The sequence below is a fragment of the Variovorax sp. HW608 genome (assembly GCF_900090195.1).
GTDB lineage: Bacteria > Pseudomonadota > Gammaproteobacteria > Burkholderiales > Burkholderiaceae_C > Variovorax.
In genome coordinates, this window is record NZ_LT607803.1 from 6272839 (window position 1) to 6285177 (window position 12339).

12 protein-coding genes are annotated in these 12339 nt (G+C 69.0%); 7 read left to right on the forward strand and 5 right to left on the reverse strand.

Going from position 1 to position 12339, the window contains the following annotated elements; genetic code table 11:
- Positions 1-58 precede the first annotated feature (58 nt).
- Entirely contained in the window at positions 59-199 is a 141-nt protein-coding gene (locus VAR608DRAFT_RS37305) for a hypothetical protein (RefSeq protein ID WP_157731155.1), read from the reverse strand.
- 165 nt (positions 200-364) lie between these two features.
- Between VAR608DRAFT_RS37305 and VAR608DRAFT_RS29655 the strand changes: the two genes are divergently transcribed.
- The 6 genes from VAR608DRAFT_RS29655 (at position 365) to VAR608DRAFT_RS29680 (ending at position 6643) form a co-directional block, all read left to right on the forward strand.
- A complete protein-coding gene (locus tag VAR608DRAFT_RS29655) occupies positions 365-553 on the forward strand; it encodes a hypothetical protein (protein WP_088957331.1) in 189 nt (62 codons plus the stop codon).
- Positions 554-640: 87 nt separating this feature from the next.
- Entirely contained in the window at positions 641-2965 is a 2325-nt protein-coding gene (locus tag VAR608DRAFT_RS29660) for an FdhF/YdeP family oxidoreductase (RefSeq protein ID WP_088957332.1), read from the forward strand.
- On the forward strand, positions 2962-3843 hold the full coding sequence (gene fdhD / locus VAR608DRAFT_RS29665; protein WP_088957333.1) for a formate dehydrogenase accessory sulfurtransferase FdhD: 882 nt from the start codon (positions 2962-2964) through the stop codon (positions 3841-3843). The genes VAR608DRAFT_RS29660 and fdhD overlap by 4 nt, the downstream gene beginning before the upstream one ends.
- A gap of 80 nt (positions 3844-3923) precedes the next feature.
- Positions 3924-5141, forward strand: a complete 1218-nt coding sequence (locus VAR608DRAFT_RS29670) for a serine hydrolase domain-containing protein (RefSeq protein WP_088957334.1) — start codon at positions 3924-3926, stop codon at positions 5139-5141.
- Between the two features lie 155 nt (positions 5142-5296).
- Positions 5297-5737 (forward strand): hypothetical protein, encoded by a 441-nt coding sequence (locus VAR608DRAFT_RS29675; RefSeq protein WP_157731156.1) that lies wholly within the window; start codon positions 5297-5299, stop codon positions 5735-5737.
- Positions 5738-5827: 90 nt separating this feature from the next.
- The gene (locus VAR608DRAFT_RS29680; protein ID WP_088957336.1) at positions 5828-6643 is read left to right on the forward strand and encodes an isocitrate lyase/PEP mutase family protein; all 816 of its coding nucleotides are present in this window, start codon (positions 5828-5830) and stop codon (positions 6641-6643) included.
- 4 nt (positions 6644-6647) lie between these two features.
- Here the strand turns inward: VAR608DRAFT_RS29680 and VAR608DRAFT_RS29685 are convergent, their stop codons facing one another.
- Genes VAR608DRAFT_RS29685 through VAR608DRAFT_RS29700 form a run of 4 tightly spaced genes read right to left on the reverse strand, consistent with a single transcriptional unit; the run spans position 6648 to position 11226 of the window.
- Positions 6648-7952, reverse strand: coding sequence for a lytic murein transglycosylase (locus tag VAR608DRAFT_RS29685; RefSeq protein ID WP_088957337.1), 1305 nt, complete (start codon positions 7950-7952; stop codon positions 6648-6650).
- A gap of 36 nt (positions 7953-7988) precedes the next feature.
- Positions 7989-9032, reverse strand: a complete 1044-nt coding sequence (locus VAR608DRAFT_RS29690) for a Cj0069 family protein (protein WP_088959045.1) — start codon at positions 9030-9032, stop codon at positions 7989-7991.
- 11 nt (positions 9033-9043) lie between these two features.
- Positions 9044-10234: a chromate transporter gene (locus VAR608DRAFT_RS29695; protein ID WP_088957338.1), complete on the reverse strand. Its 1191-nt coding sequence runs from the start codon at positions 10232-10234 to the stop codon at positions 9044-9046.
- Complete coding sequence (locus VAR608DRAFT_RS29700; RefSeq protein ID WP_157731157.1) at positions 10231-11226, reverse strand: chromate resistance protein ChrB domain-containing protein; 996 nt, start codon at positions 11224-11226, stop codon at positions 10231-10233. The genes VAR608DRAFT_RS29695 and VAR608DRAFT_RS29700 overlap by 4 nt, the downstream gene beginning before the upstream one ends.
- 232 nt (positions 11227-11458) lie before the next feature.
- Here VAR608DRAFT_RS29700 and VAR608DRAFT_RS29705 point away from each other — a divergent pair, with 232 nt between their 5' ends.
- Positions 11459-12307, forward strand: a complete 849-nt coding sequence (locus VAR608DRAFT_RS29705) for a hypothetical protein (protein WP_157731158.1) — start codon at positions 11459-11461, stop codon at positions 12305-12307.
- Positions 12308-12339: the final 32 nt, after the last annotated feature.

The following is a 12339-nucleotide window of genomic DNA, read 5'->3' on the forward strand; positions in this document are numbered from 1 at the left end:
GATGCGGATCTGCGGATGGTCTCATGAACCGCCCCTGCGCGGCGGTGCCCTCTTGACGTCAGCGCTGGCGTGACTGAGCGGCGTCGGGCTTTGCGGCGCGTGCGCGGTCATCTTTCGCGAGCATCCACGCGGCGGCGGTGGTGGCGAGGATCTTTGCGATCGGCGTGACGTGCATGTGAACGGACTGGCGGAAACTCATGGATTCCCCCGAATCTACCGGCCGCAGATGGCAGTGCGATGACGGTTCGCGCCTAGGCCAAGTCGCACAAGCGCCTCATCGCTCCGCCGACAGCGTCCCGGCGGCCGGGCCGCCACACTGAAAGGCTGCGCGGCCATCGGGCCGCGAAAACCGAAAGGAACGACGATGACAAAGGAAAATGCTCCCCCGAAGAGCCCGAAGAGCCCGAAGAGCAAGGCGCCGGCCCTACCCGCGGACAAGTCCCCGCCGACGGTGCCTGACGCCGACCTCGAGTACGAGGACACCACGCACGACGACGACAACGTCCAGCAATCCGGCCGCAGCGACGCCAGCGTGCCGCCGGACACGAAGTGAGGCGCGGCCGCGATCATTTCCGAATTGAATCGCGGCATGTCGCGATTCAATTTGACCCGGAGCCGGCGGATTTTGAAAACTCGCCGGATGCAGGAACAACGAATTGCCTTCTACAAGGGACCGGCCGGCGGCTGGGGCGCGTTGCGCAGCGTGACCCACACGCTGCTGAAGCAGGACATCCCGATCAAGGGCGCGCAGACGATGCTCTCGGCCAACCAGCCGGGCGGCTTCGACTGCCCCGGCTGCGCCTGGCCGGACCGCAACCACAGCTCCAGCTTCGAGTTCTGCGAGAACGGCGTGAAGGCCGTCGCGGCCGAAGCCACCGCGCGCCGCGCGGGCCCGGAGCTGTTCGATCGCCACACCGTGGCCGAGCTCGCGCAGCAGAGCGACTTCTGGCTCGAAGACCAGGGCCGGCTCACGCACCCGATGGTCTATGACGCCCCAAGCGACAAATACCGCCCCATCGAATGGGACGACGCCTTCGCGCTGATCGCCCGCCACCTCGAGGCGCTGCCGGATCCGAACCAGGCGATCTTCTATACCTCCGGCCGGGCCAGCAACGAGGCCGCCTTTCTCTACCAGCTCTTCGTTCGCGAGTACGGCACCAACAACTTCCCAGACTGCTCGAACATGTGCCACGAGCCCAGCGGCAGCGGCATGCGTGCTCAGATCGGCGTGGGCAAGGGCACGGTCACGCTCGACGATTTCGAGCGCGCCGACGCGATCTTCATCTTCGGCCAGAACCCGGGCACCAACCACCCGCGCATGCTCGGCGAGCTGCGAGCGGCCCACCGGCGCGGGGCGAAGATCGTGAGCTTCAATCCGCTGCGCGAGCGCGGGCTCGAGCGCTTCGCCGATCCGCAGGACAAGCTCGAGATGGCGACCCTGGGCTCCACGCCCATCAGCACGCACTACTTCCAGCTCCGCGTGGGCGGCGACTTCGCGCTGGTCAAGGGGATGATGAAGCACCTCGTCGAGCGCGAGGATGCGGGCGATGCGGTGCTCGACCATGCCTTCATCGCAGCGCACACCACCGGCTTCGACGCGCTGGCCGCCGACCTGCGCGCCGAATCGTGGCCGCTGCTGGAACGCGAATCGGGCCTCACCGAAGCGCAGATCCGCGCCGCGGCCGAGGTGTATCGCCACGCGAAGAGCGCGATCGTCTGCTGGGGCATGGGCATCACGCAGCATGTGCATGCGGTCGCGACGATCCAGATGCTGGTCAACCTGCTGCTCATGCGCGGCAACATCGGCCGCGAAGGCGCGGGGCCCTGCCCGGTGCGCGGCCACAGCAACGTACAGGGCGACCGCACCATGGGCATCTGGGAAAAGCCGCCCGCCGCCTTGCTCGACCGCCTGCGCGATGTCTTCGGCTTCGAGCCGCCGCGGAGCAACGGCTGGGACACGGTCGAATCGATTCGCGCAATGCTCGATGGCAAGGGCAAGGTCTTCTTCGCGCTCGGCGGCAACTTCGCGGCCGCCACGCCCGACACGCCGACCACCTGGAAGGCGCTGCAGAAGTGCGACCTCACGGTGCACGTGACGACCAAGCTCAACCGCAGCCACGTGGTGCACGGTCGCGAGGCGCTGATCCTGCCCTGCCTCGGCCGCACCGAGATCGACATGCAGGCCGGCGGCCCGCAAGGCGTGACGGTCGAGGATTCGATGGGCATGGTGCACATCTCGGGCGGCATCAATCCGCCGGCCTCGGTGCATCTGCTGTCGGAGCCCGCAATCGTCGCGCGCCTCGCGGCCGCGACCATCGGCCAGCGCAGCCGGACGCCGTGGCTCTGGCTCATCGAGGACTACGGCCGCATCCGCGACCGCATCGAGGCGGTGTTCGACGATTTCAAGGATTTCAACCGCCGCGTGGCCGTGCCCGGCGGCTTCCGCCTGCGCAACGCAGCCAGCGAGCGCGTGTGGGAGACGCCCACGCGCCGCGCGAACTTCGCCACGCATGCGGTGCCGCTGGACACGCCCTCGCACCTGGCCCGCGCGCGGGTGCGCGATGCCATCGTCTTCACGCTGCTCACCACGCGCTCGCACGACCAGTACAACACCACGATCTACGGGCTCGACGACCGGTATCGCGGCGTGTTCGGCCAGCGCCGCGTGGTGTTCATCCACCAGGACGACATCCGCGCGCTGGGCTTCAAGGACGGCGACTGGGTCGATCTGCACACCGTCTGGGACGACGGCGAGGAACGTCGCGCGGACCGCTTCCGTCTCGTGGCCTACGACATTCCGCGCGGCAATCTCGCGGCCTATTACCCGGAGACCAATCCGCTGGTGCCGCTCGACGCGGTCGCGCGCAACGCGGGCACGCCGGCGTCCAAGTCGATTCCGGTGATCCTCACCTTGCACGACGCCACGCCCGAGGCGGAGGCCGCCGCCGAAGAGGTGGCGCCTTGAGCACGCTCATCGAGGACGCGCCGCCGGCGCAGCTCGCGCCGCCGCTGTCACGGCATCGGGTGCGGGTGCTCGGCGAAGCCGGCGGACCCGCGGCCGGCCGCTTCTGCGACGACACGCTGGCCGCCGAGGCGCCGGTGGCGCTGGTCTTCAACGGCGTCTCGCACGCGGTGATGATGGCGACGCCGGCCGACCTGGAATCGTTCGCGCTCGGCTTCGCGCAGAGCGAAGGGATCATCGACCACGTGCGCGATTGCCGCGACATCGAGGTGCGCACGGTCGACGCGACGGACGCCGGCTTGCCTGGCGGCCTCGACGGCATCGAGGTGCATCTCGACATCTCGCCGCGCTGCTTCGAGCGCCTCAAGGGCCGCCGCCGCAGCATGGCCGGCCGCACCGGCTGCGGCGTCTGCGGCGTCGAAAGCTTCGCGGCGCTCGATCTCGCGCCCGCCCCGGTCGCGCGGCGTGCGTGGATCGAGCGCATCGATCTGGAGGCGGTGCTGCGCGCCTTCGCTGCGTTGCCTGCGCGGCAGGTGCTCAATGCCGAGGCCGGCGCGATCCATGCCGCCGGCTGGTCGACGCTGGGCGGAGAACTCACCGACGTGCTCGAAGACGTCGGCCGCCACAACGCGCTCGACAAGCTGCTGGGCACGCTGGCCCGCGCGGGCCGCTTGAGCGAGCCCGGTTTCGTCGTCATGTCGAGCCGCGCCAGCCACGAGCTGGTGCGCAAGTGCGCACGGCTCGGCATCGCGGCGCTGGCGACCATTTCGGCGCCGACCGCGACCGGCGTGCAGATGGCCCGGCTTTCCGGGCTGCGGCTCTGGGGCCTGTGCCGCGCGCCGCGCGGCGTCCTCTATGCGACAGGTCCTGCCGCTTTCTGAAGCACTCATCGGGCCGATGCGGATGGCGCATCGGCCCGATTGATGTCCAATGCGCTGCTCATCAACAAGGGATTTGCAGCATGAAGCCTGGCAAGGTCGTTCTCGGGGCGCTGGCCGTGGCCGTGGTGGCCGGTGCAGCGGGATGGTTCAGCCTGGACAAGGAAACGCGCGGCGTGCTCGCCACGCTGCCGACCAATCGCGACGTGCTGTTCTGGAGCCAGCCGGAGCGCGATGCGGCTTTCCGTGCGCTGGACCGGCTTCCGTTCCTCGCCAAGGCGCGCGTCGTCCCGGCCGGCGGCACGCCGTCGCCCCTGCCGCCCGGCCCGCCCCTGGCGCTGCCGCTGGACCTCGATGCCTACATGGCGCAGCAGCGCAGCGCCGCGATCGTGATCCTGCACGACGGCAAGCTGCGGCTGGAGCGCTACGGCCTCGGCTTCGACCGCGACGGACGCTGGACCAGCTTCTCGGTCGCGAAGTCCATGACCTCCACGCTGCTCGGCGCTGCGGTGCGCGACGGCCATATCCGCAGCCTCGACGACAAGGTCAGCGACTACATCCAGGAGATGAAAGGCTCGGCCTATGACGACGTCAGCATCCGGCATTTGCTGACCATGACCTCGGGCGTGCGCTGGAACGAGGACTACGCCGATCCGAATTCCGACGTGGCGCGCTTCGTCAACCACCAGCCCGAGGAAGGCGTCGATGCGCTCGTGAGCTACCTGCGCAAGTTGCCCCGGGCCGCGCCGGCCGGCACGCGCTGGAACTACAGCACCGGCGAAACCAACCTCGTGGGCATCCTGGTGACCCGCGCGACCGGCAAGCCGCTCGCCAGCTACCTCGCCGAAAAGATCTGGATCCCGGCCGGCATGGAACAAAAGGCCACCTGGATCCTGAGCCGCACCGGCCAGGAGATCAGCGGCTGCTGCATCCAGGCCGCCACGCGCGATTTCGCGCGCCTGGGGCAGTTCGTCCTCGGCGGTGCGAAGGTGGGCGGCCAGCCCATCGTGCCGGACGACTGGCTCGCGCAGGCCACCACCCGGCAGGCCGACATCGGCCGGCCGGGCCGCGGCTACGGCTTCCAATGGTGGACCTACGACGACGGCAGCTTCGCGGCGCGCGGCATCTTCGGGCAGGGCATCTTCATCGACCCCAGGCGCAGGCTCGTGATCGCCTCCAACGGCGACTGGGCCGGCGGCGCCAACAACCGCGCCGACGTCGAAGCGCGGGAGGCCTTCTACAAGGCCGTGCAGAAGGCCATCGACGACGAAGCCGCAGGCCATGGCAAGGCCAGCGGCTGAGTCCGCTGGCCCGGTACACGCCACCCTCGGCACGGTCGCAGCGCTTCCAGACGCACAGACGCATCAGCCCTCGTCTGACAGCCGGCAGGCCCGCGCCGCATGAAAACGGTAGCTTGCGAATTTCCGCAGGAGCGGTGGAGCGCGCAATGGGCATCATGCAAAACTCAACAGCAGAAACACGCGACGGCTTGCGGCGCTTCTTCGCCTGGACCTTCGTCGTATCCGCGCTTCTCATGTTCGCGATGATCGCCCTGGAGGTGTTCTTTCCGCAGGGCGTCAGGATCTCTCCGCAGTCCTCGGCGGTCCTGGCCGACGCGCTCGGAAGCCATGCGGCGATGGACATCGATCTGTACGACTTCCAGCTCCTGATCATGGTCGCCGCGCTGGTGTCCTGCGTGGCCTCGATCGTGGGCCTCATCATCGTGGCCTTCGTCGATTCGGTGGAATCGCGCAAGGCGCGTCGCCGGCGCGCGATCGAGGCGCGACTGCGGCATCCGACCGGCTGGCACGGCCAGGAAAGCAGCTCCGCCGAGCGGCCGCCGCCGCGCAACGCCCGTCTGCGCGAGCTCCGGCAAGTGGTGCACGATCTCAAGTAAGTCCGCGCCCGGCGCCGATCGGCGATGCTGCCGGGAGGTCTCACCCCTGGCACTATCCGGCTTCGCGCCGAGGATCCACAATCGACGCCCATGACACTGACCGTTGCACAAAAGCGCGCGGCCTTCCGCGCGCTTCATGAACAGGGTTGCTTCATCCTGCCCAATCCGTGGGACGTCGGCAGCGCGCGCTTTCTGCAGAGCCAGGGCTTCAAGGCGCTCGCGACGACGAGTTCGGGCCACGCATGGTCAGAGGGCTGCCGCGACGGCGCTGTAACGCGCGAGAAGGTGCTCGCGCATCTGCGCCAGATGGTCGCCGCAACCGACCTGCCGCTGAATGCGGACTTCGAGAACGGCTTTGCGCGCGATCCGCAAGGCGTGGCGCAAAGCGTGCGCATGGCCATCGACACCGGCGTCGCAGGCCTGTCGATCGAAGACTCCACCGGCGATCCGGCCGCGCCGCTCTTCGAACTCGATGTCGCGGTGGCGCGGATGCGCGCGGCACGCGGCGCGATCGACCAGGAAGGCGGCGACACACTGCTCGTCGGCCGGGCCGAGAATTTCTTCGCCGGCCGGCCCGATCTCGATGACGCGATCCGGCGGCTCAAGGCCTACGCCGAGGCGGGCGCGGACTGCCTCTACGCGCCGGGCATCCGCACGCGCGAGCAGATCGCGGCGGTGGTTGCCGCGGTCGCGCCGAAGCCGGTCAACCTGCTGGTCGGCGCGACCAGCGAGTTCACGCTCGCGGACATCGAGGCCATGGGCGTGCGGCGCGTGAGCGTCGGCGGCGCACTCGCGCGCGCGGCCTGGGGCGGCTTCATGCGCGCCACCCGCACGCTGGCCGAGGGCCGCTTCGACGGATTCGCGGACGCGGCGTCGGGCGCCGAACTCAACGAGCTCTTCCGCTGACCGCTCAGGGCGCCTGCAGACGCTGGAGCAATTCCAGCGTCGGGAAGCCGTCGGCGACGAGGCCCGCGCTGTGCTGGTAGCGGCGCACCGCGGCGCGGGTCGCCGGGCCGAGCAGACCATCGGGCTCGCCGCTCGAAAAGCCCTCCTGGTTCAGCACGGTCTGCAGCTCGCGCATCTGGCTTCGCGTGAGCGGGGTCAGCTCGCGCGGCCATTGCGCCTGCACGCCCGGGCCGCCTTCGAGGCGCTGCGACAGCAGGCCAACCGCGAGCGCGTAGCTGTCCGAGTTGTTGTAGCGCAGGACGGCCCGGTAGTTGGGCCCGACCAGGAAGGCCGGCCCGCGCGCACCGGCCGGCAGCAGGATCGCACCATCGGCGAAGTCGGGCAGCGGCCGGCCGTCCATGCTGCGCACGCCCTCGGCGGCCCACTGGCCGCTCGCCTGCCGCACGCTCGAATCGGCGCGGCCGTAGTCGAAGTTCGAAGGCAACTGCACCTCCGCGCCCCAGGGCTGGCCGCGCTGCCATCCCGAGCTCGCGAGGAAGTTCGCAGTGGACGCCATCACGTCCGGCATGCTGCCCCAGATGTCGCGCTTGCCATCGCCATCGGCGTCGACCGCATAGCGCAGGAAGTTCGACGGCAGGAACTGCGTCTGCCCCATCGCGCCGGCCCAGGAGCCGACCATGTGCGCGTGGTCGATGTCGCCGTTCTCGATGATCCTGAGCGCCGCGCGCAACTCGCCGCGCGCCCAGTCGCGACGGCGGCCTTCGTAGGCGAGCGTCGCCAGCGCATCGATGGCCGGCGTATTGCCGTAGTTGCCACCGTAGTTGCTCTCGATGCCCCAGATCGCCGCGATGACGCCGGGCGGCACGCCGTAGCGCGCCGATGCCGCATCGGCAGCCGAACGGATCTGCGCGAGCTTTTCCTGGCCGGTTGCGACCCGCTGCGCGGAGACGGCGGTGTCGAGGTAGTCCCACACGGGGCGAACGAATTCGGGCTGCGCGCGGTCCAGCTCGATCACGCGCGGCAGGTACTGCACCTTGTCGAAGGCATCGCGCAGCGCGGCCTCGCCGACGCCGGCCGCGCGCATCTCGGCGCGGAAGTCCTTGACCCACTGGGCGAATCCCTGTTCGGGGCCGGGCGGATTCTGGGCCGCGGGCGCCTGCGGCCGAGCCGGCGGCGGCAATGGCTGGGCGGGGCTTGCAGGCGCGACAGGCGGCTGCTGGGTGGTGGCGCAACCCGCCAGGGTCGCGAAGGCAAGCACGGAGACAGTGCGCCGCGCGCGGCAAAGCAATGGGGCGTTGGTTCTCTGCATCCCTCGCATTCTCTCGCGCTGCGCCCGCCGCCCCGCTCAGGCAGCGTGCAACGCAACGCGCGCCATCACGGCGCGGACCAGCGGCTCGATGCACGACGGCGGGAACGGCGACACGCTGCTGACGTTGATCTCGCAGAGCACGAAGCGTTCGGCATGCCCGGCCGCCGGCTCGCCGAACATGAAGTCGCAGTCCCACAGCAGCGGCAACTCGGCGCGGGTCAATCCCGCGCGCTCTCTGAGCTGCCCGATCCATTGCGTTTCCAGCAGCCGCCTGAGTCCCTGGAATTGCGGCAGTTCCGCGTCGTGGTAGAGCCTGGGCCCGGGCGCCGGCGCCGCCTCTCCCGGCCGCGCCGGATAGAGGGCATTGATCGCCTGGTGACCGAAGCCGGTCACGCGGTCCTCGACGAGATAGGCGCGCACCATGCCGTCGACGAGGCGCGGTTGCCAGGCCTGGTCGATCATGTGCCCGCCGTTGGCGGGCTCGAAGTACGGCGCCATGCGCTGGAGCAATGCCGGCAGGTCGATGCGCTCCTCCTCGCTGCCGCGCTGCGCATGCCGCACGCGAAGCAGCGGCGAGCCCTCGACGTGCTCCACCCGCCACACGCCGATGCCGCTGTGCCCCCGGTACTGCTTGAGCACCCGCGCCCCGGCGCGCAGGCGATCGGGCAAGCCGGCCGCGAGCTGATCCAGACTCTCCACCCGGACCGCATCGCTGCCGAACGGCAAGTCGCGCACCTCGACCAGGACATCCTTGGTACCCAGGCGCAGGATCGTGTCCGGATGGCTACTGACGAGGACGCCCGCCTGCGCCACCTCGCGCAGGACGGCGTCGAGCCGATCGCGCCGCCGGCCGCCCTCGATCGGGTTGCACCAGACGAGCACGGCGTCGACGCGCCGCAATTGGGCGGCCACCTCATCGGCAAAATCGTCGTGGTAGACGGCCGGCTCCGCAGCCACGCCGGCCGCCGCGAAAGCCGCGAACAGCGCCGCGAAGCGGCTCTCGGCCGGATCGCTGCGCTCGCGCGCCGCGCGATCGCCTGGGTAGAGCAAGGCCACGGACATCGGGCGCGGGGCGGCCATGGTGTTCACCATCATGGATGGACGGCCAGCGGATAGAGCACCAGCCCGGCCAGCGCGGCGACAACCACCACGACGGGCTCCGGTACTTTCTTGAAGCGCCACAGCACACCGACGGTGATCAGTGCCAGGGCAGCCGTCGGCAGATCGGTGATCGATCGCTGGCCGATGACGATCGCCGCTCCGGAGATCGCCCCGATGGCGGCGGCGGTCACACCGTCGACGAAGGCCACGATGCCGGGGCGTTTGCCGTGCTTCTTGAAGTACGGCGCGGGCAGGATGGTGAAGAGGTAGCACGGGATGAAGGTGCCGGCCGCCGCGACCACCGCACCCCAGAAGCCGGCAACCAGGAAGCCGATGAATCCTGTGGTGATGACGACCGGCCCGGGCGTGATCATCGCGACCGCCACGGCATCGACGAACTGGCGGTCCGTCAGCCAGTGGTGCTCCTGGACCACGCCGCCGTAGAGGAATGGCACGATCGCCAGGCCGCTTCCGAACACGAAGCTGCCGGCATAGGCGAAGAAGGCCCCGATCTGGCCGAGCTTGTGCCAGTCCAGCGCGTCGATCGCGAAGAAGGCCGCGAGCGGCGCTGCGACGCTGTTCACGGTGCCGCCGGAGAGAAACTTCGGCGGTGCGCGCCACAGCCAGACCAGGACGCCGGCGCCGAGGAAGATCCACACGATCTCGGACTGGGTGATCACCGTGACTGCCGCGCTCACCACGAAGATGGCCCACAGCAGCTTGTCCTTGCCGATGTTCTTCGTCGTGAGCTTGTAGGCGCTCATGGCGATGATCCCGATCACGGCCGCACCGACGCCGTAGAACACGGCTTGCATCCACGCAATGCCGCCATAGGCCTTGTAGACCGCGCCGATGGCGACGACCATCAGAAACGAAGGCAGCACGAAGGCCAGGCCGGCCAGCGTGGCACCGAGCAGGCGGTAGTGCACGTAGCCGAGGTAGATCGCGAGCTGCGCGGCGAGCGGGCCGGGCATCAGCTGCGCCAGGGCCATGCCTTCCTTGTATTCGCCTTCCGAGATCCAGTGGCGCCGCTCGACGAGATCGCGATACATGTAGCCGACCAGCGCCACGGGCCCGCCGAAGCCCCAGGTGCCCAGGGCGAGCATGTAGCGCGCGATCTGCCACAGCGAGTAGCCGGGCTGCGAAGGCTTGATCTCGTTCATCTCATTCATCTCGGTCATCGTGTTTGCGCTTTCTCGTTGTTTCCGTTGTTTCGCTGGGCTTCGCGCTGGAAGTGCGCGTAGATCGAATCCAGCACCGTGCCCATCTCGGCCAGCAGCGCGTCGTCGTCGGCCAGGCGCTCGCGCGCACCGGCCATCACGGCTTCGAATCCTTTGGCTTCGGGCACCGGATCGCCGCCCACGTCCAGCGCGTGCACCATGACCCCGAGGCGCGCGAGTGCCGGGTCGAGTTCCAGTCCGAAGCTGGCCAGCAGCGTTTCGAATGTGACCCGATCGCCCACATGCGTGAAGGTGGCGCCGTCGAAGTCAAAGCCGAGTGCACGCTTCGGGCAGTCCGAAGGCCTGGCAAGCCACTGGAATCGGGCATCCCGGTCGATGAATCGGCGGATCAGCCATGCGCTCGCGACGCGATCGACCCACAGGCGACGGCGCGTGGCCCAGACGCGGCCCTGGTAGTCGCCGATCTCGAGCCGGGGAATCCGGCCTTCCGTCTCGTGCGGCTCGTCGGGCGAGAGCAGGGTCTCGATGCGCTTGTCGAAGTCGGTCCATGCCGCTTCCGCCTCGGCGCTCGCATCGCCGGGAAAGAAGTCGATCGCCCGGGTCGCATCGAATTCGCGCTGCAGCTTGCGCTGCAATCGTGCGAGCTCCGAGGGGCCCATCGATGCGAGGCCGCGATTCGACTCCTTCCACGACTTGCGCAGCTGCGCGTAGTCGTCGCTGCGATCGAACAGCTGGCGGTAGGCCATGGCGTCCTCGTCGGAGCGAGGCTGCACGGACATCAGCCAGGCGCTTCCGCCTTCGCGCAGGCACTCGTCGCCGAGTTCCTGCAGGGCCTTCTCGTGCTCGGGCCGCGCAGGAAGCAGATGCGCGCCGTCGCGCAAGGCCGCGCAGCCGAGCCCCTTGAGCCCGCGCCAGACGCGCATGCGCGCCGTCGCGCTCGAGGTCGGCAAGGAGACGATCAGCAATAACCACGATGGGTCCGTTGTGTTCATGTAGATAATCCTACATCTATGTAGACTCTATGACATGAATTCGACCCTGATGGCCTCAGGGGGTCAAGGCGGCTCCAGGGGCTCGACCCGGCGCCGGGTGCGCCTTGGCGCTCTGGTCGTGGCGGCACTGAGTGCATGGCTCCCGGGCGGTTTCGTTCCGTCGGCCACGGCACAGTCGCTGGTGCCGGGGCGCCGGATCGAACTGCCTTCGGTCCGGGGCCGCATCGATCACATGGCGGTCGACCTCGAAGGGCAGCGGCTTTTTGTCGCGGCGCTGGGGTCCGATTCGCTGGAAATCGTCGATCTGCGCGAAGGCAGGCGTGCAAACCGGATCACATCGCTGCACGAGCCGCAGGGCGTGCTCTATCTGGCGCGCCTCAAGCGCCTGCTGGTTGCGAACGGCGCTGGCGGTGGCGTACAGGCCTTCGGCGATGGCGCGTCGCCAGTCGCCCGTCAGGCGTCACTCGATGATGCAGACAACCTGCGCCTGGACCCGTGGAGCGGCAAGGTGTACGTCGGCGCCGGCAAGGCGCTGGTCGCGCTCGACCCGGACACCCTGCGGGTCGTCCAGCGCATCCCTCTTGCAGGGCACCCGGAGTCGTTCCAGATCGATCGCTCAGGCGCCAGGATCTACGTCGACGTCCCCGACGCAGGCCATGTGGCAGTCGTCGATCGCGAGCTCGGGAAGGTCATTGCGGCCTGGCCGATCGAAAGGGCCGCACGGAACTTCCCGATGGCGCTCGATGAGAGCGGGCACCAATTGTTCGTCGTGACCCGATCGCCGGCGCTGCTCGTCGTCTTCGACACCCGGACCGGAAAGGAGGTCGACCGGCTTCCCGCCTGTCGGGATGCCGATGAGCTGTTCTTCGATGAACCACGCCAGCGGCTCTACGTCGTATGCGGCGAGGGCCGGATCGACGTCATTCGGCGAGACGCCCAGCGCTTCGAACTGTCGGAGCGCATACCCACCGCACCAGGGGCTCGAACCGGCCTGTTCGTGCCGGACCTTTCCGCGCTCTTCATTGCCGTTCCGGCAGGCGCTTCAGCGGCGGCGGAAATTCGTGTCTACTCGGTGCGGTAGAAGCGTCCGATCCCAACCGCCCGAGCATCGCC